The sequence below is a fragment of the Rhodobacteraceae bacterium M385 genome, from assembly GCA_025141835.1.
Taxonomy (GTDB): Bacteria; Pseudomonadota; Alphaproteobacteria; order Rhodobacterales; family Rhodobacteraceae; genus Gymnodinialimonas.
This window is the reverse complement of sequence record CP081102.1, coordinates 789,006-808,844: the sequence shown is the minus strand read 5'-3', so window position 1 is coordinate 808,844 and position 19,839 is coordinate 789,006. Positions and strand designations below refer to the sequence as shown.

Below are 19,839 nucleotides of genomic sequence, written 5' to 3'. Positions count from 1 at the left end.
AGATGCCATTGCCCCTGTCCCGATCTGACATCATCGATATCCTCGACGGCACACACCCACGTTTGGGCCGGGTCGTGGCGCTGTCCATCTATGGGTTGATCTGCCTCTCGGCAGTCGTGATTGCCCTTGAAACGATGCCAGACCTGTCACCGCGCGTGAACGCTGTGTTGGTCGGCGCAGAGATCGTGATCCTAACGATATTTGTCATCGAATACGCCCTGCGGCTCTCCTGCTCGGAAAAACCCCTGAAATATGCGTTCAGCTTCTGGGGCATCGTTGATTTTCTCGCCATCGTGCCCGCGCTGGTCTTCCTGCTGCCAGATTTCGCCACCATCCGTGCGATCCGCCTTCTGCGCATTTTGCGGCTGCTGAAACTGTTCAAAGCGAACCGTGCGCTCGACCGTATCGCGCGGGCCCTGGACCGGGCCAAAACCGAGTTCGCGATTTTCTTTTTCATCGCCTGCGTGGCGCTTTATCTGGCGTCCGTGGGCATCTACCATTTTGAGCATGAGGCCCAACCTGACGGGTTCTCGTCGATCCCCGAAAGCTTGTGGTGGGCGATCGCCACCTTCACTACGGTGGGCTACGGCGACGTTTATCCAATCACCGTGGGCGGGCGCATCTTCACCGGCATCATCATGTTGATCGGCATCGGCATTATTGCCGTTCCCGCCGGGCTCGTCACTGCCGCCTTGACCGAGGCAGCACCCGCAGACAACAAAAACACACAACAACCAGAATCCAACAGAGGGGATGAATAATGAAACTCACGACCAAACTTCTGGCCAGCGCAGCACTTGCCACTGGCCTTGCCGGGGCGGCCTTCGCCCAAGACGACCCGTTCCAAGTCGGCTTTATCTACGTCGGCCCCACGGGCGATCTGGGCTGGACCTACGAGCATGACCAAGGCCGCTTGGCCGTAGAGGAAGCCTACGGCGACCAGGTCGAAACCGTGTTCCTCGAATCCGTGCCAGAAGGCGCCGATGCAGAGCGTGCGATCACCACAATGATCCTCGGCGGCGCGGACATGGTTTTCACCACGTCCTTTGGCTACATGGAAGCAACCAACGCGGTTGCCGCGCAGTTCCCCGATGTGCTGTTTGAACACGCCACCGGCTACCTGCGCGAGCATCCAAACGTGTCCACCTATTCGGCACGTTTCTATGAAGGCCGCGCCATCCAAGGCCACATCGCGGGTCAAATGACCGAAAGCAACATCATCGGCTACATCGCGTCTTTCCCGATCCCCGAAGTCATTCGGGGCATCAACTCGGCCTTCCTCCACGCCCGTGCCGTGAACCCCGAGGTCGAAATGCGCGTGATCTGGGCCTACACTTGGTTCGACCCCGCCGCCGAGGGTGCCGCAGCCCAGGCGCTGATCGATGCCGGTGCCGACGTGATCTTGCAACACACCGACTCCACCGCCCCTCAGGCAGCGGCACAGGAAGCGGGCATCTACTCCTTCGGCCAAGCCTCCGACATGGCGCAATTCGCGCCTGCGCCCCGGATTTCCTCCATCATCGACAACTGGGCCCCCTACTACGTAGAGCGCGTGGGCATGGCGATGGAAGGCACGTGGGAGCAATCCGACACATGGGACGGCATCGGCCCTGGCATGGTCGAGATCGGTGAAATGACTGACGCCATCCCGGAAGAGGTCCGCGCTTCAGCACAGGAAATGATCGACGCAATCGCCGCGGGCGAATATCACCCGTTCACCGGCCCGATCAACCGCCAGGACGGCTCCGCTTGGCTGGCTGAAGGCGACGTCGCCGACGACGGCACATTGGCAGGTATGGATTTCTACGTTGAAGGCATCACCGGCGAGATCCCCAACTGATCCGTCACCAATCAAAATAACGAAAGGCCCGCCCCACCCGGCGGGCCTTTCTGTGTCGCGCACCGCTCCTGCTTCATCTTGGCAAATACAACTCAATCCCGCCCCCTCGAGACCCTCATCCCTCCAAATCATCACACCCCCTTGTCCAAGCACCTCCCCCATGTCACGCCTATCCCATGACCTATGACTTCCTCATCATCGGCGGCGGAATCGCTGGCACCTCTGCCGGGGCTCGGCTCTCTGCACTTGGCACCACCTGCCTTCTGGAAACCGAACCGGCGCTGGCCTATCACGCCTCGGGCCGCTCAGCGGCGCTGTTTGAGGCCAACTACGGCCACCCCGTGACCGTCGCCCTCAACCATGCCTCCGCCGACGATCACAACACGCTCGATGGAGGATTGCTCTCGCCCCGTGGCCTCTTGATGCTGGCCGGACCGGGGGAGGAGGCAACCCTTGCCCATGACATCGCCACGATGGATCTGGCCGAAATCACGATCCCCGAGGCCCAATCCCTCATCCCCATTCTCGACCCCGCCCATGTCACCCGCGCCGCCCATCACACAGCGGCTTGGGACATCGACACCGATCGCATGGTGCAGCACTTCGCCAGAATGATCCGTGTCAACGGCTCGGTCCAAACCTCTCAAACCGTAACCGCCATTGACCGCACGGACACCGGGTGGGCTGTCACCACCAACACCCAAACGCTCCACGCCCGCCACCTCGTCAACGCCGCAGGCGCTTGGGCCGATGAAATCGCCAAGATGGCCGGCATCACGCCCCTTGGCCTTACCCCTCTGCGGCGCTCCATGGCACGCATGCCTGCGCCCGGCGGCCACGATGTCAGCGGCTGGCCCATGCTGATCGGCGCAGGCGAAACCTGGTACGCCAAGCCCGATGCAGGCGCGTGGTTGGTCTCTCCGGCGGAAGAAGACCCCACCACACCCCATGATGCCTATGCCGATGATATGGTGCTGGCCGAAGGCATCGCCCGCTACCAACCCTTCGTGACCGAGGAAGTCACCCGCGTCACCAGCACCTGGGCGGGCTTGCGCACCTTCGCGCCGGATCGCTGCCTTGTCATTGGCCCCGATGCCGCTGAACCCAGCTTCCTTTGGTCCGCCGGACAGGGCGGCTATGGGTTCCAAACGGCCCCTGCCGCCAGCCAGCTTCTCGCCGATCTGGTCGCTGGCAAAACCCCTGTTCTTGACGCGTCGGTTGTCAAAGCGCTCTCTCCATCGCGGCTTCAGTTAAATTAAACAGGACACCGCTTGCGCAACAAAACTTGGACTTTGCGAAGGAAATCACCCAAAGCCCGCGCAAGTTTCCGCCAAGGTGGGGAAACCCGGAACTTGGAACTCGCCCCAATCAGACCTATTCTTTGTGGCAAAGCTTTCATCGGCCAACCAAAGACCGGAGACCCCAATGCATTTCCCCTTCCTGCGTGCAGGCCTTACTGCTGCGCTTCTGACCCTGCCCGTTGCGGCCTCGGCTCAAACCCATCTTGAGCGTTTTGAGGCGTTGAGCGAACAGATGACGACGCTCACCTATCAAGGGCTGGCAAGCCAGTACCCCGTTCTTCAAGGCATTCTTCCCTCTGCCGAATGGGGCCGCCCGGAACGCCGCGCCGGGCGTTGCGCTTTGCGTGACTATGAAGATGCCGTGGGCGAGGCAGGCGTTGACGCGATGCTGACCGAGTTTGAAACCGCCATCGCCGCCGCCCGCCCTGCCGACCTTCTGGACGGAACGTTCAGCGCGGGTGTGCCCGAAGGGCTGACCGCGGCTCAGGTGCAGCAGATCAACACCGAATGCGGCCTGCTCGAGTTGCAGATGCAGCGCCTTGCCGAATCTGGCGCGATGCAGGCCCTGCAAAGCCAGTGATCCGCACAATCCCCCTTGCGCTGGCCCTTGCTGTCAGCGCCCTCCCCGCTCAGGCGCAATCCACGTTTGAGCGGTACGAGGCCGTGACTGTCACCATGAATGCCATGACGTTTGAGGCCATGGTCGCCCAAACTCCGGCGCTGGAGGGGCACATGCCCTCGGCTGAATTGTCCGACGATCTGCACGCCGCCTATAGCTGCATGTTTGATGACTTCGTGGATCTCGCAGGCGACGCAGCCGTGACGCAAATGGTCACCGAGATGGAGGCGCTTCTGGCCACGCTCACCCCCGCAGAAGTTCTGGCGGGCAGCGCCAATGTGGTGCGCCTTGAAGGGGTCAACGATGACGAGACCACAGCCATCGTTATGGGATGCAATACAGTGGACGCCTTTATGGCCCATCTGTCATCGACCGGCGCGTTGCAAATCTTGATGCAGGCCGACCAGTGACAGACCCATCGCCCACCTACACCGATGGACGCCTTAGCGCCCCCTACGCCCTGCGCAACCGGGATGCGATCACCGACGTCCTAAGGCATCTGGCTCCGCCGACGGGCCGGGCACTGGAAATCGCCTCGGGCACCGGGCAGCATGTGATCGGTTTTGCCAAAGCCCTACCCGACCTTCATTGGCAGCCTTCAGATCCCGATGAAACACGACGAGCGTCTATCGCGGCTTGGATTAAAGCCGAGCATTCCACCAACATCGCGGCCCCCATTGCGCTCGATGCCAGTGCGACGGGCTGGTCGCAGCAGCACGACCCTTTTGACCTGATCTTTCTGGCCAATCTGCTGCACCTGATCCCCGATACCGCCGCCGCAACTTGCCTGTCCGAGATGGCAAACGCCCTATGCCCCGGCGGGCGTGTTGTGGTCTACGGCCCTTTCCTTCGCGACGGAAAGACCACCTCTGACGGAGATGCCGAGTTTGACGCCCGCATCCGCACCGAGAACCCCGGCGCTGGGTACAAGGATGTCCGTTGGGTGCTGGACGCATGGGCAAATGCCGGCCTGACACCCAACGCGCCGCAAGATATGCCCGCCAACAACTTGCTCTTGAGCGCCATAAACCCTAACCAAGGCGACCTTACGTAACGAAACATTTCGCTTTCGCCTAATCCGGTGTTTATTATCGTTTAATTCATGGCCTCCTTGGGATTGGCCGGCACCGATAAGACGATCAGAAAGACAATTGATGCAAAGCGACTTTGCGCCCGAAGGCTTGTTCAACCTCCTGCAAGGGCCCGCCTTTGCGCGGCTGTCCCAGACGCCCGTTGAACGTGGCCACAAGCTGATCACCGCTGGAACGCCCGCCGAGGCGATGTACCTCGTATTCTCGGGCCGGTTCCGGGTGGAGCGTGACGGCGTGGACTTGGCCGAGATCGGCGCCGGAACGGTGATCGGAGAGATCGCCTTCCTGACCGGATCGGCGCGTACCGCCGATGTCGTCGCGGCCCGTGACAGCATCGTCTACCGGATCGACCGTGCGGCCTATGACGCCCTTTGTTCCGAGGTTGACGGCCTGCCCCAAGCCATGGCCGCCGAATTGGCCCAACGTCTGGACAAAACATCGGCCCGCGTGACCCCTGATCCGGGCCGTCCGCCTGCGCGCACATTCTGCATCCTGCCCGCAGCCAATGCCCCCCTGCCCGAGCGCTTCGTGCCGGATTTGACCCGCGCGATTGAAGCCCATCATACCGTAGCCCTCGTAACAGAGACCGCGTTCAAAGAGGCTATGGGCGAGCGCGCAGATCCCTCTGCGCCCGACTCCATTGCTTGGCTAAACGCCCAAGAACAGGGCGCACAGATCGTGCTGTTCGTGGCCAACGCCGTGGATGGCGACTGGTCGCGGGCCGCGTTGAAGCAAGCGGACCAAGCGGTGATCGTGGCGCAGGCGATCAACTATCAAGAACCGTCCGAGCTGGAGGCCTTCGCCCTTCAAATCCTGCCCGAAAGTCAACGTCGCCTTGTGCTTTTGCATCCGCACCGGATGCAGAAGGCTGCGGGCACCGGGCGCTGGCTCGATTCTCGTCCCGTGTTCCTGCATCACCATGTGGCGCTGACCGGCGGCGATGCCGACATCGCGCGCCTTGGCCGGTTCCTGTCGGGCAACGCCGTGGGCCTTGTCCTGTCGGGCGGCGGTGCCTTCGGGGTGGCCCATGTGGGGGTCTACCGCGCCATGGGCGAAATGGGCCTGCCCGTGGACATTGTGGGCGGCACGTCTGTCGGCTCCGCCATGGGCGGCGCGATTGCCCTTGGTGTGCCTGCCGAAGAAATCGGCCCGAGGGTGGAGCAGATTTTCGTGCGCTCTGGCGCGATGCGCAAAATCACCGTGCCCAAGTTTGCCTTCCTCGATCACAAGGTGCTGGACGGCGCGTTGCAGGAGCACTTCGGTTCGGAACCGATTGAAGACCTATGGCTGCCCTATTACGCTGTGGCCGCGGACCTGTCTGAGATGCGCAAGACGGTCATCACCCGTGGCCCCCTGTGGGAGGCAATCCGCGCCTCTTCCGCCATTCCCGGCGTTCTGCCGCCCTTCTTCACCAGCGATGGGCGGATGCTGGTCGATGGCGGTTGCATAGACAACATGCCATTCCGCACCATGCATGGGCTGAAGTCTGGCCCCAATGTTGTGGTGAATGTCCAACGAGCCACAAACAAAACGGTCCATGTGGACTACGCCAGCCTGCCCGGTCGCGGCCAATTGCTGCGCCAAACGGTCAACCCATTCGCCAAAACCAGCACACGTGTACCCGGCGTGATCTCTACGGTCATGCGGTCCCTTTTGGTGGGCCAGTCCGACATGCTGAACGCCCTGAACCCTGCGTCCGACCTGATGATCCGCCCCCCCGGCCTAAAGGGCGCGGGCTTCCTTGCATGGGGCCAACACAAGCTATTCTACGAGATGGCCTACAAGCACGCGTTGGAAGAGTTTAACGAACGTGACGCACAGGGCGATGCGCTGATGGCCGCCCTACGCACAGCCGCGACGGGCCGCGACTAGACAGGCGACCAAATTGTGCTGCTGCTTTTCGGGCAACCCGGAGGGACCCTGCCGATAATCAAGACAGCCTAAGACACCCGCACGCGGAAGTGCGGGCCCTTGGCGATCTTATCTCGGTGCATTTTCATGCAACCTATCATCTATGACGTGTCCGTCTCGGCCGACGGCTTCATTGCGGGCCCCAATTCGGTTGTTTCCGCCTTCCCCACCAAGGCGCAATCGTGGACGATTACCTCGCCCGACTTGCGACCTATTCAACGGTCCTTATGGGGCAGACGGATTACAGCGAAGGTTCGCTGCTCCATACCTCAGGGTTTTCCTGACCTTGGCAGATGCCCGCGCGACCCTCATGGTGGCGCGGGAAACTCTTCATCAACGGACATAAACTCATGAAACACATAGCCTTTGCAGCAGGCTTGACCCTGCTTGCCGCCCCCGCCGCCTTTGCGCAATCCGAGGTTGAGCGCCTAGAGATCGCAACCCTTGCGGCGAGCGAGAACATGGAGACTTTCCTGACCTCTCGCGTACCAGAAATGGCCGCCGCCATGCCAGATTGGGCATGGGACACCGAAATGCGCAGCGCAGCGGCATGCACACTGGACGCGATCCGTGCCGAAGGTGGCGATGCGGCTGTCAGCAGCTACCTCGACGAAATGGACGTGTTTGCCACGGTTCAGATTACCTCGATCGAACAGATGGCAACCGCCACGCCCGTTCCAATCAACCCAGACTTCGCCATGCGCACCGGGCAGTCCTGTGGCACCGCAGAAATCGCCATGCGCCGCATGCAGGAAAGCGGGCTGATGCAAGCAATGATGGACCCCAACATCATGGGTCGCTTGATGAACCAGTAACGCGCCCCTCCTCGGGCGGTAACCCGCCCTCCTCGCAGCGCTACTACGGGGCGGCGGGAGGGGCGAGGCTCGCGGTTTTTGCCTTGCGAAAACAGCGAGCCAGCGTCTCCCCCGCCGGTTAATCAAAACCCCGGCGCGTTGACCCGGATCGTGGTGTTGCTGGGGTCGTAGGGGCTGTCTTCCACCACCTCGGCGTCGAACAACTGCCGGAACATGCGCACCTGTAGCTTGGTGCCGACCTCGGCCAGATCGGGGCGCACGTAGCCCATGCCGATCTGTTTGCCGAAGGCCACGGAGTACCCGCCCGAGGTCAAGCGCCCGACCTTTTCACCGTCTACCACCAGCGCCTCTCGGCCCCATGGGTCTGCGTCAGCGGGGCCGTCGATTAGAACCGTCACGCATTTGGAACGGATGCCCTTGGCCTCCATCGCCTCTTTTCCGTGGAAGTCTTTGCTCAGGTCTACGAACCGGTCCAACCCCGCCTCTAGTGGTGTAGCATCCCGGCCCAGTTCGGTTCCGAACGCCCGGTAGCTTTTTTCCTGACGTAGCCAGTTTTGCGCCCTTGCGCCCACCAGCTTCAGCCCGTGCTTTTCGCCCGCCGCCATCAGCTGATCGAACAGGTAGTTCTGCATCTCCATCGGGTGGTGCAGCTCCCACCCCAACTCACCGGTATAAGCGACGCGGATTGCGTTGACGGGGCACATCTTCAGCTCCAGCTTGCGGGCCGACAGCCAAGGGAAGCGCTTGTTGGACAGGGCCGAGGCCGGGTCCGCATCGCAAACCAGCTCTTGCAGCACGTCACGGGATTTCGGCCCCGCAATCGCGAAAACGCCATGTTGGCCCGTGCAATCATCCAGCCACATCGGTCCAAAGCGATGCACATTATCGTTGATCGCTTGTGCCAGGAAATCGCTGTCATAGGCCTGCCACGCGCCTGCGCTGACCAGATAGAACGTATCCTCGGCCAGGCGAACAATCGTGTATTCGGTGCGGGTCGTGCCTGCCGCAGTCAGCGCGTAGGTCAGGTTGATGCGGCCCACTTTGGGCAGCTTGTTGGTGGTGAACCAATCCAGAAACCCTGCCGCGCCCGGCCCGCGCAGCTTGTGCTTGGTGAAGGCGGTGGCGTCGATCAACCCGACACCATTGCGCACCGCCTCGGCCTCGGCCTTGGCATATTCCCACCAGCCCCCGCGCCGGAAACTGCGGCTGTCGTGGTCAAAGCTGTCAGGCGCATCCAAGGGGCCAAAGTAATTGGGCCGTTCCCACCCGTTCACGCAGCCAAACTGAGCGCCACGGGCCTTCATCCGGTCATAGGAGGGTGCCGTTTTCAGAGGGCGGCAGGCGGGGCGTTCCTCATCCGGATGATGCAGAATGTAGACGTGGTCATAGCATTCCTCGTTCTTACGGGCCGCATATTCCGTCGTCATCCAATCGCCATAGCGGCGCGGATCGAGAGAGGCCATGTCGATCTCGGCTTCGCCCTCTACCATCATCTGCGCAAGGTAATAGCCTGTGCCACCCGCCGCCGTGATGCCAAAGCTGAACCCTTCAGCCAGCCACATATTCTTCATCCGAGGCGCGGGCCCGACCAGCGGGTTGCCATCGGGTGTGTAGCAAATCGGGCCGTTAAAATCGTCCTTCAGACCGCTTTCCTCGCATGTCGGAATGCGGTGGATCATCGCCATGTACTGGTCTTCGATCCGGTCAAGCGCCAGCGGGAACAGGTCCGCCCGGAAGCTATCGGGTACGCCGTATTCAAACCGGGCAGGCGCGTCTTTCTCGTAGACGCCCAAAATCCAGCCGCCGCGTTCTTCGCGCACATAGCTTTGCGCATCGGCATCGCGGATAACCGGGTGTTCGGCGTGGCCCTCAGCCCGGTAGGAGACCAGCGCAGGGTCTTGATCCATGACGATAAACTGATGCTCCACTGGGATCGCAGGCATCTTGATCCCCAACATCTGGGCAGTGCGTTGCGCGTGATTGCCCGAGGCGGTGACCACATGTTCGGCGGTCACGACGATCTGCTCGTCCGAGGGCACAAGGTTACCGCCCTTCTCGATCATCTTCGTGCACGTCACTTCCCAAGCCGAGCCGTTCCAGTGGAACGCGTCCGCTTGCCATTTGCGCACGATCTCTACGCCCCGTTGCCGCGCCCCTTTGGCCATCGCCATGGTGACGTCGGCAGGGTTAATATAGCCGTCGGTAGCGTGATAAAGGGCGCCTTTCAGGTCATCGGTGCGGATCAGGGGCCAGCGTTGCTTGATCTCGTCAGGAGTCAAAAATTCGAACGGCACACCTACGGTTTCGGCGGTGGAAGCATAGAGCATGTACTCGTCCATCCGCTCGTCCGTTTGCGCCATACGCAGGTTACCCACCACCGCAAAGCCCGCGTTAAGGCCGGTCTCTGCCTCCAGCTCCTTATAAAATTTCACCGAATAATCGTGGATGTGCGTCGTGGCGAAAGACATGTTGAACAGCGGCAAAAGCCCCGCCGCGTGCCAGGTAGAGCCTGACGTCAGCTCGTCGCGTTCCAGCAACACCACATCATCCCACCCCGCTTTCGCCAGATGATACGCGATCGAGGTGCCAACGGCCCCGCCGCCAACAACAAGGGCTTTCACGTTCGTCTTGAAGGGCTGAGGGGTGGTCATGGGCGGCGCTCCAGCTGAAGTAGTTTTCCGCCCCATACCTGCCCTATAGCTACGAAAAACGCCCATCCCATCCGACCCAAAGCCGCAGAAAAGCGACATGGGGGCAAAGTTGCAGCACACGGTTGGGGGAAGAAGCGGTTTACGCGTCCGACGAAGTCAGCAGCGACAGGTCTTTTGCCGCTTCGCGCAGCGGCTCTAGAAAGGTGATCGCACGGGCCACATCGAAACGCTGCGTTGGGGCGTGGAACGACAGCGTCGCCATCAACCGCTCATTAGGCTCCATGATCGGCACCGCGAGCGCGACCATATCGGGCATAAACTCTTCCCGGTCCAACGCGTAGCCATTGCGCCGCACCTCGTCCAATTCCGCCATCAGAGCGGCTGGGTCGGTGATCGTATTTTCGGTGTGCTCGGTCAGGCTTGCAGCCTTGATGTAACGCTTGAGATGATTGGGCGCGAGCGCGCTAAGGTACATCTTGCCAGACGCTGTCGCATGGAACGGCACGCGGGTGCCTTGCGGCAATTGAATGCGCAGGGGCCATTCGGTCTCGACCCGTTCCAGATACAGCATGCAATCGCGGTCCGGCAGGGCGATGTTGCAGGTCTCTCCGATCTCACGGCTCAGGCGGCGCAGGATCGCCTGCCGCGCAGTTCGGATACGCAGCGACGACAGGGTCGAGGCCGCAAGAACCCGCATCCGGGGGCCGGGCGAATAGGTCCGCCCGTCCATGTCGCGTTGCAAAAAACCCTCGTCTTCCAGCGTGGCGAAAAGGCGGTGGATCGTCGGCTTGGGCAAATCAAGGTTTGCATTCACCTCCGTCGGGGTCACCGGAAGGCCCACGCGTGCGACTTCCTCCAGCACCATCAAAAGCCGGAGGTTCGTCGGTATCGAATCGCGAGGACGTTCTCCGTCCATCCAAGTCTCCTTACAGGATCGGCAACAGCGCGGTTGAAAGCGCGCGCACCAACGCCACGATGTTCCAGATCGAGATCAACGCGATCAAGTAAAGCCACGTATAGCGCAACAGTTTGAAGTACGGCACCCCTGTAACGCCAGACGTCGTGTCGCCGTGCAAAAGCTGCCCCCAAGTCAGGCAAATACAGCTGCCAATGCCCCGCCATCGCCACATTGTCGTCCGCCCGCGCCCAACTTTCGACAACTCCAACGCCTACCTCTCACGCATGCGTAGTAATCAGCCGCAAAGGCGAGACACAGCGAGCAGGACGGCATGGCGACGATTAACGGCAACGGCTCAGACAACAATCTGAACGGCACAAGCGGTGATGATGAGATCACAGGCTTTGCCGGCAACGACACCATTTCTGGCGGCGGCGGCGATGATGTCATCGACGGCGGTGCTGCTTCCCTTGCTCCCACAGCCCTTGACCTGAATTGGAACGCCCAAGGCGGCGACGGCACAAACCTTGCCGGCGGCTTCACTCAGAACACCGGCGGCATCAACGTCGGCGTAAGCTTCACCAACGACGGCGGCGGCACCACAGCACAGGTCGAAACGGACCCAACCTACGTGGGCAGCGGCGAAACCTTCAACGCCAACTCCAACCTTGCCATCCGTGGCGACGGCAGTGCCGATGTCTGGACCGTTGGTCTGAACTTCTCGTCTGTGGGCGGTTCGGGCTTTGCCGATGAGGTCGAAAACGTCTCCTTCCGTCTGCACGACATCGACCAAGCCGGCTGGCAGGATGTATTTACCATCAATGCCTATGACGCCGCTGGCAACCCGATCCCGGTCGTCCTGACCGCTTCGGGCGGCGACACGGTGGACGGCAATACCGTGACGGCAGGCCCCGGCGCGACGGGTTACAGCGACCCCGAAGGCTCGGTCCTTGTAGAAATTGCAGGGCCTGTTGCCAGTATTGAAATCATCTACTCCAATCTCGGCACAAGCGCCCAATTGGGCCTTGTGGGCGACATTCAATTTGATGCGGTTCCCACCGATGACGACGTGCTTTCAGGGAATGCGGGCAACGACACAATCACCGGCGGCTTCGGCGACGACCTTCTGGATGGTGGCGCCGATAACGATGTGCTGGAGGGCGACACCGGCAACGACACACTTCTAGGCGGAAGCGGCAATGACACGCTGAACGGCGGCGAGGGGCAAGACAGCCTTGATGGCGGCACGGGCAACGACCAGCTATCCGGGACCGCAGGCAACGACACGCTTTTGGGGGGCGATGGTAACGACACGCTGGACGGCGGAGCGGGGCAAGACAACCTCAATGGCGGCGCAGGCAGGGACATTCTGGACGGCGGCGCAGGCAACGACACGCTAGACGGTGGTGCCGGGAACGACACGTTAACCGGCGGCGACGGCGACGATAGCTTATTGGGCGGCAGCGGCTCGGACGTTTTGACCGGTGGCGAAGGTGCTGACACGCTGGATGGCGGCAACGGCAACGATATCATCACCGCAGGCAGCGGCGATGTCGTCATCGGCGGCGAAGGCGGCACAGACACCAATGACCAACTCATCGTGGATGACGTGGCCGAGGTCGTCTTTGACACGCTCAACCCCGAAAACGGCACGGTCTACTTCAACGACGGTTCCACCGCGACCTTCACGGGCATCGAAACCCTTGTGGTCAACGGTGGCCCTGACGGCATCGTTCAAGGCACCCAAGGCGATGATGTCATCGACAGCTCTTACTCGGACACCAACCTTGAGAAGGTCGACAACAACGACGGCACCCTTGGCACCACGGGCGACCAAGACGCGATTGAAGCGGGTCTTGGGAATGACACCGTTTATGCCGGTGAAGGCGACGATAGCGTACAAGGCGGCCCAAGCGGCCCACTGAATTCCGCCGATGAGAGCTTTAGCTGGATCGCAGAAGGCACCGGCACCGATGTCACAGGCGGGGTCACGCAGGACACGGGCATTGCCAATATCACGGTCAATATCACCAACGACGGTGCCCTGACCCAAGCCACCACAACGGGCGCCACGCAGTATGTGGAAGGCGGAGAGCCCTTCGACGCAAATTCCGGCCTCGCGCTATCAGGAAGCGGCGGGCCTGACGTGGCGACCGTAGACTTCGCCTCTGACGTGCCACTGACGGATGTGTCTTTCCGGCTAAACGACGTCGATGCGGGCTCTTGGGAAGATATCCTGACCGTCAACGCCTATGACGCGGACGGCAACCTTGTTCCCGTTACGCTGACCTCGGAATCCGCGGCGGACGTGGTTTCTGGCCAGACCGTGACCGGGGCCGGCACCGACAACCCGAACGAGCAAGCCGGTTCGGTTCTTGTGGAAATTGCCGGGCCTATTACCAGCTTTGAGATTATCTACGAAAACGGCAGCACCGGCGGCCAAGTCGCCTATCTCACGGATGTGCACTACACCGCGACCGAGACGGATGACGACGTTCTGCATGGCGGCCAAGGTGGCGACACCATCGATGGCGGCGCGGGCGATGACATTATTTTTGGCGACCAACTGGCCGTAGACCCCGCCGATATCCCCTCGGGCACAGGCGGCACGGCGACCACTGCCACGTTCCAGAACGACAGCCCCTATGCAGTGGAACTGGCGCAGGTCGATGACACCGGCGCGGTCGTTTCTGTCATCACGATCCCCGCGGGCAATAGCTTTACTGCGCCCTCGACCACGCAAACCAACTGGCTGCTACTGGACCCGACCAACGGCGATATCCTTCAGGTCTATGAAGCGCCCGCCGATGGCTCTACCCTTGTTTTCAACAGCTCTGGTGCCGACAGCCTTATGGGCGGTCTGGGCGACGATACGATATCCGGCGACTTTGGGAACGACACCATCGACGGCGGCGCGGGCAATGACAGCCTGAGCGGCGGTGCTGAGCAGGACGTTTTCCAGTTTTCGGACGGTTTTGGTACCGACACCGTGGATGGCGGAGAGGACGGAGATGACCTCGACACCCTAGATTTCAGCGCCATGAGCACCGGCATTGACGTGGTCTTTGATGGCGACGAGCAAGGCAATGTGTCCGACACTGGCTCTGCGGACAGTGTGGAATTCACCAATATCGAGCAGGTGGACGGCACCGCTCAAGACGACACAATCGACGCCGGAGCTTCAGCCGCGGATCAAACACTGATCGGTAACGATGGTGCCGATAGAATTGTCGGCGGCTCAGGCGATGACGCGCTTTATGGCGACGGCGGCACCAGCACGCCCGCCAATGGCACGTTGATCTATGCCGATGATTTCGACAACGGCAACGACGGCGGCTGGGGCACGGCCCCCACGGATAATACCGATGCTTACTACGGCTCGGTTCTGGGGCCCATTGAAGGCACCGCCTCCGACACGGACGTAGAAGTTGAGCGCACGCTTACCTTTGACCCCGCCTACGACGACGCTGTGATCGAGTTTGATTTTCACCGGATCGACAGTTGGGACAGCGAAGACTTTCAGATCTTCGCCAATGGCCAAGAGATCTTCAGCCAGACCTTCAACCCCAACACCGCCGTTGGCGAAAGCAATACAATTGTCATTGATGGCGTCACCTACAACGTCTCGCTGACATCGCTTGGGAATGCCGCGCAAGACGGGTATTGGAGCGGTCAAAGCTACACCACCGACCAGTCGTTCCGCGTCCGGATCGAGGTTCAGGACGCCCCGGAAACGCTGGATCTCGGCTTCGGTTCAACCCTGAACCAAGAAGCCACCGATGAAACCTATGCGTTGGACAACTTCGCGGTTGTATCCACCAACGACACGTCAATCGACCCGACGGACTTCATCGGCGTGAATAACGACGACACCATCGAGGGCGGGGCTGGCAACGACTCCATCTACGGTGAAGAAGGCAACGACAGCCTGTCCGGCGGCACCGGGAACGACACGCTGTACGGTGGCGCAGGCGACGACGTTCTGGACGGCGGCGCGGGACAAGACAGCCTAGAGGGTGGCGAAGGCAGCGACACGCTATCGGGGGGCGACGACGCCGACTGGATTTTCGGCGGCTCGGGCGATGTGATCGACGGCGGCGAAGGCGGCGACGACAACGATACGCTCTATCTGGGCGACGAAGACGCGGTCATCACCTATGATAGCGGCAACCCTGAAAACGGCTCGGTCCTGTTCAGCGATGGCACCACGCTGACGTTCTCCAACATCGAGACAATCATTCCCTGTTTCACCCCCGGCAGCCGTGTCGCGACTGAGCGGGGCACATTCAAGGTCGAACAGCTTCGCGTCGGCGACCTGATCCAGACACGCGACAACGGTCTGCAATCCATCCGCTGGATTGGCACCAAAACTCTGACCCAAGTGGATCTGGCCAAAGCCCCGCATCTGCGCCCCATCCGCATCCGCAAGGGGGCTTTAGGCGCAGGTGTGCCGAACCGGGATATGGAGGTCTCTCCCCAACATCGGATGCTGATCGAAGGCGTTCAGGCCGAGTTGCTGTTTGGCCACGATCAGGTCTTGGTCCGCGCCAAACATCTGCTGCACCTTCCGGGCGTTGACGTTGTGACGACCTGCGAAAGGGTGACCTATATCCACGTCATGTGTGACGCCCATGAGGTGATCTGTGTGGATGACGCCTGGACCGAAAGCTTTCAACCCGGCGACATGGTGCAAAACCAGGAAGCTCGCGAGATTTTCGGCGATTTGCTGCATGTTTTCCCAGAATTGGCGACCGAGAAAGGCCGCGAAAACTATGTCTCAGCCCGGTTGAGCCTGAAGGCCCACGAGGCGCAGCTTCTGACCCTTTAAACCCGGCGCAGGGTCACGTCCCTGCCCGTTTGCAGCGCCGGGATCTGCGCCCGCGCTTTCTCGACCAGTGATAGGTCCAAATCCACCAACGCCATCTTCGGCGCCCCCTCCCCCATGTCCGCCAACACACGGCCCCAAGGGTCTACGGCGAGTGAATGGCCATAGGTTTCGCGCCCGTCCGTGTGGGTACCCGATTGCGCCGCTGCAATCACGAAAGCACCCGTTTCAATGGCGCGCGCGCGCAGCAAGGTCTCCCAATGGGCCCGCCCCGTGGTGACGGTGAAGGCCGAAGGGATGAAAATGACCGAGGCCCCCGCCTGCCCCAACGCTCTGTAAAGATAGGGGAACCGTAGATCATAACAGATCGTCAGGCCAAACCCGCCCCAAGGCGTATCGGCCATTACCAGCGCGTCACCGGGGGCGTAGCGTTTGGATTCACCGATCGGGGCCTGCCCCTCGATCTGCACATCAAACAGGTGGACCTTATCGTATTCGGCCCGGATCGCCCCTTGGTCGTCGATCAACGTGGTATGGTTCAAGAACCTTCCATCGGGGGCGAGAACGGGGGTGGAACCATTGTGAATCCAAAGCCCGTGTTTCGCGGCAAGCTCTTGGCAAGCCGCTACGAATGGATCATCCGCCGCCTGTACCACCTGCGTCAGCGCCACTTTGCGGTTGGCGTTCATCAGCCCGGCTACTTCGGGCAGGGCCAGCACTTTGGCCCCCTGCCCGGCGGCATTGGCGGCCAAGGCGCTGACCGTGGCGATATTGGCAACGTGGCTATCAGCCGAACACATCTGCCCGATGGCAAGGCGCAGCGGCTTATCCATTGTCGGTCAACGTCCGCGCAATGGCATCCTTCCACCCCGCATATCGCGCGTCCCTAGTGGCCGTATCCATGGTTGGGGTGAACGTCTTGTCCAAGGCCCAAGCCTCGGCGAACCCATCTTGGTCGGCATAAATCCCAGCCCTCTGGCCCGCGATCCATGCGGCCCCCACTGCCGTTGTTTCCAAGACTTCCGGCCGATCCACAGGGGCACCAAGGATGTCTGATAGGAATTGCATCGTCCAATCCGACGCGGTCATGCCGCCATCGACGCGCACGTTACGGGTGTCGCCGGGATAGTCCGCCGCCATAGCTTCCAACAAATCACGAGTCTGGAAGCCGACACTTTCCAACGCTGCCCGCGCAAATTCCGCCGGGCCAGAATTACGGGTCAGCCCAAAGATCGCCCCCCGCGCGTCCGGGTCCCAATAGGGCGCACCGAGCCCGGTGAAGGCCGGCACCATATAGAGCGTTTGGGTCGGGTCCGCTGCCTCGGCCAGCCCCGCACTTTGGGAGGCATCGTCAATGATCTTCAGCCCGTCGCGCAACCATTGCACCACCGCGCCCGCAATGAAGATAGAGCCCTCCAACGCATAGGTCGGCTTGCCGTCGAACTGGTAGGCAATGGTCCCCAACATGCGGTTTTGCGACTTCACCAGCGTGTCGCCGGTGTTCAACAGCGCAAAACAGCCCGTCCCATAGGTGGATTTCAGCATGCCAGGCGCAAAACACGCCTGCCCCACGGTGGCGGCCTGTTGGTCGCCCGCCACACCAAGGATCGGCAGAGGCGCGCCAAACAGCGATGTCTCGCCAAAATCCGCGCCGCAATCCAACACCTCGGGCAGCAAATTGGCGGGAATGTTGAGCAGGTCCAAAATCTCATCATCCCACCGCCCCTCGGCGATGTTGTAAAGCAAGGTCCGCGCGGCGTTGGTCGCATCCGTGACGTGGCGTTTGCCATCGGTCATGCGCCAGATCAGGAAGCTGTCCATGGTGCCGAAAGCCAACTTCCCGGACTCGGCCCGCGCACGCACGCCGTCCACGTTATCCAGAAGCCAAGCCAGTTTCGTGCCGCTGAAATAGGGGTCCAGCAACAGGCCCGTCTTGTCGCGCACCATTTCCTCGTGGCCAGCGGCCTTCAGATCGGCGCAGAATTTGGCCGTGCGGCGATCTTGCCAGACGATGGCGTTGTAAACCGGCTCTCCGGTTTCGCGATCCCAGACGACGACCGTTTCGCGCTGGTTGGTGATACCAATCGCGGTCACCGCGCCACCTTGTTCCAACGCGCCTTTACAGGTTTCCAGCACCGTTTCCCAGATTTCCGCTGGATCATGCTCGACCCATCCGGACGAGGGGAAATGCTGCGTGAATTCCTTCTGAGCGCTGGCCTTGGGCCGCAACGCCGCGTCAAACACAATCGCCCGTGTGGAGGTTGTGCCTTGGTCAATGGCGAGGATCTGGGTCATGTCTGTGTCTCCCTTGCAGTCGCCATAAAGCTCTCCAACGTGGCGATCTGCTCGGTGCTCAGTTTGAGGCCAAGTTTCGAGCGGCGCCAGACCACATCTGCGGCCTTGCGCGCATATTCACGGCTCATCAGCCAGCGCACTTCTGCCTCTGTTAGCGTAGCGCCGAAATCTTGCCCCAAGTCATCAGGCGTTGCGGCCGTCCCCAGAATGTCTGCGCCCTCGGTCCCATAGGCGCGGATCAGGCGCTTGGCCCATCGGTCAGTCAGGAACGGATAGGTCGACTTCAATTCAGCAATCAGCCTGTCTACGCCGTCCACCGGGAAATCCCCTCCGGGCAAGGGCACGCCGGCGGTCCAATCCCCTGTTGCCTCGGGGAAATGCGGCGCCAGCTTTGCCCAAGCATCCTGGGCCAGCACTCGGTAGGTCGTGATCTTGCCACCAAAGACGTTGAGCATCGGCGCGCCTGCGTCATCCAACGACAAGACGTAATCGCGCGTAGCCGCCGTGGCGGATTTCGCCCCGTCATCGTAAAGGGGGCGCACGCCGGAATAGGTCCAAACAACGTCCTCTGCGGTGAGCGTTTCCTTGAAATATTCGTTGGCGAAAGCCAGCAAATAATCACGTTCCTGCGGGCTACATTCTGCGCGGCGCGGGTCGTCGTTATGTTCGGCATCGGTGGTGCCGATCAGGGTGTAATCCGTCTCATAAGGGATCGAGAAAATGATCCGCCCATCGGTGCCTTGGAAGAAATAGCACTTGTCGTGGTCATAAAGCCTGCGCGTCACGATGTGAGAGCCGCGCACCAGCCGCACCCCTTCCGTAGAGTTTTGCCGTGCCACGTTGCGCACGATATCAGCCACCCAAGGCCCACCGGCATTGACCAAAGCGCGTGCATAAAGCACCTCTGCACCGTTTTCGCCGGTCACCTCGATCCGCCAAACCCCGTCCTCGCGGGTGGCCGAGGTCACTTCGGTCCGCACCATCACCCGTGCGCCCCGCGCGGCGGCGTCACGGGCGTTCAAAACCACAAGGCGGGCATCTTCGACCCAGCAATCGGAATACTCATACGCCTTGGTAAAGCGGTCTTGCAGCGGCGCCCCTTCCGCGGTGCCATCAAGGCTGACGCTAGCCGTGGCGGGCAAGATTTTACGCCCGCCCAGATGGTCATACATGAACAACCCCAAACGGATCAGCCAATTGGGCCGCCGTCCCCGCATCCAAGGCATGACTGTCCCCAGAAGTTTTGAGGTCGGTGTCGAATTATCGAAGCGCATGTCCTTGGACAGCGGCAAAACAAATCGCATTGGCCAGCTGATATGGGGCATCGCCCGCAACAGCGTTTCGCGTTCTTCCAGCGCGTGGCGCACCAGCTTGAACTCAAAATACTCAAGATACCGCAATCCGCCGTGGAACAGCTTGGTCGAGGCGCTAGAGGTCGCGCCTGCAAGGTCTTCCATCTCGGCCAAACAAACGCTCATCCCGCGCCCAACAGCATCGCGTGCAATGCCGCAGCCGTTAATGCCGCCTCCGATGACAAAAAGGTCGTATGGCTCATCCATGTGCGGTTTCCTTGGGCTACTGGCCGTCGTTGTC

At 61.2% G+C, this 19,839-nt stretch carries 15 protein-coding genes; 9 read left to right on the top strand and 6 right to left on the bottom strand.

The window, feature by feature from the left end; translation table 11 throughout:
• The first annotated feature begins 14 nt into the window (after window positions 1-14).
• From K3728_04100 to K3728_04065, 8 genes are all read left to right on the top strand, one after another.
• Window positions 15-761, top strand: coding sequence for an ion transporter (locus K3728_04100; GenBank protein ID UWQ97442.1), 747 nt, complete (start codon window positions 15-17; stop codon window positions 759-761).
• Complete coding sequence (locus K3728_04095; protein ID UWQ96426.1) at window positions 761-1,840, top strand: BMP family ABC transporter substrate-binding protein; 1,080 nt, start codon at window positions 761-763, stop codon at window positions 1,838-1,840. Before K3728_04100 ends, K3728_04095 begins: the two co-directional genes overlap by 1 nt.
• Window positions 1,841-2,016: 176 nt before the next feature.
• A complete protein-coding gene (locus tag K3728_04090; protein UWQ96425.1) occupies window positions 2,017-3,099 on the top strand; it encodes an FAD-binding oxidoreductase in 1,083 nt (360 codons plus the stop codon).
• Between the two features lie 166 nt (window positions 3,100-3,265).
• Window positions 3,266-3,721 (top strand): hypothetical protein, encoded by a 456-nt coding sequence (locus K3728_04085; GenBank protein ID UWQ96424.1) that lies wholly within the window; start codon window positions 3,266-3,268, stop codon window positions 3,719-3,721.
• Window positions 3,718-4,170, top strand: coding sequence for a hypothetical protein (locus K3728_04080; protein UWQ96423.1), 453 nt, complete (start codon window positions 3,718-3,720; stop codon window positions 4,168-4,170). The genes K3728_04085 and K3728_04080 overlap by 4 nt, the downstream gene beginning before the upstream one ends.
• A complete protein-coding gene (locus tag K3728_04075; protein UWQ96422.1) occupies window positions 4,092-4,814 on the top strand; it encodes a DUF938 domain-containing protein in 723 nt (240 codons plus the stop codon). The genes K3728_04080 and K3728_04075 overlap by 79 nt, the downstream gene beginning before the upstream one ends.
• A 100-nt stretch (window positions 4,815-4,914) precedes the next feature.
• A complete protein-coding gene (locus K3728_04070; GenBank protein UWQ96421.1) occupies window positions 4,915-6,723 on the top strand; it encodes a patatin-like phospholipase family protein in 1,809 nt (602 codons plus the stop codon).
• Between the two features lie 389 nt (window positions 6,724-7,112).
• Window positions 7,113-7,577 (top strand): hypothetical protein, encoded by a 465-nt coding sequence (locus K3728_04065; protein ID UWQ96420.1) that lies wholly within the window; start codon window positions 7,113-7,115, stop codon window positions 7,575-7,577.
• Window positions 7,578-7,699: 122 nt separating this feature from the next.
• On the opposite strand, the gene K3728_04060 is transcribed toward K3728_04065, so the two are convergent.
• From K3728_04060 to K3728_04050, 3 genes are all read right to left on the bottom strand, one after another.
• Window positions 7,700-10,228 (bottom strand): FAD-dependent oxidoreductase, encoded by a 2,529-nt coding sequence (locus K3728_04060; protein UWQ96419.1) that lies wholly within the window; start codon window positions 10,226-10,228, stop codon window positions 7,700-7,702.
• 139 nt (window positions 10,229-10,367) lie between these two features.
• Window positions 10,368-11,144, bottom strand: coding sequence for an IclR family transcriptional regulator (locus tag K3728_04055; protein UWQ96418.1), 777 nt, complete (start codon window positions 11,142-11,144; stop codon window positions 10,368-10,370).
• Window positions 11,145-11,154: 10 nt separating this feature from the next.
• A complete protein-coding gene (locus tag K3728_04050; protein UWQ97633.1) occupies window positions 11,155-11,358 on the bottom strand; it encodes a hypothetical protein in 204 nt (67 codons plus the stop codon).
• Window positions 11,359-11,457: 99 nt separating this feature from the next.
• On the opposite strand from K3728_04050, the gene K3728_04045 reads away from it, so the two are divergent.
• Window positions 11,458-15,954 (top strand): Hint domain-containing protein, encoded by a 4,497-nt coding sequence (locus K3728_04045; GenBank protein ID UWQ96417.1) that lies wholly within the window; start codon window positions 11,458-11,460, stop codon window positions 15,952-15,954.
• On the opposite strand, the gene K3728_04040 is transcribed toward K3728_04045, so the two are convergent.
• From K3728_04040 to glpD, 3 genes are read right to left on the bottom strand one after another with little or no spacing between them, the layout of a single operon-like run.
• Window positions 15,951-16,784 (bottom strand): carbon-nitrogen hydrolase family protein, encoded by an 834-nt coding sequence (locus K3728_04040; GenBank protein UWQ96416.1) that lies wholly within the window; start codon window positions 16,782-16,784, stop codon window positions 15,951-15,953. The genes K3728_04045 and K3728_04040 overlap by 4 nt on opposite strands.
• Window positions 16,777-18,246 carry a glycerol kinase GlpK gene (gene glpK / locus K3728_04035; protein UWQ96415.1) on the bottom strand — a complete coding sequence of 490 codons (1,470 nt, stop codon included), beginning with the start codon at window positions 18,244-18,246 and terminating at the stop codon, window positions 16,777-16,779. Before glpK ends, K3728_04040 begins: the two co-directional genes overlap by 8 nt.
• Complete coding sequence (gene glpD / locus K3728_04030) at window positions 18,243-19,805, bottom strand: glycerol-3-phosphate dehydrogenase (protein ID UWQ96414.1); 1,563 nt, start codon at window positions 19,803-19,805, stop codon at window positions 18,243-18,245. Before glpD ends, glpK begins: the two co-directional genes overlap by 4 nt.
• Window positions 19,806-19,839 lie beyond the last annotated feature (34 nt).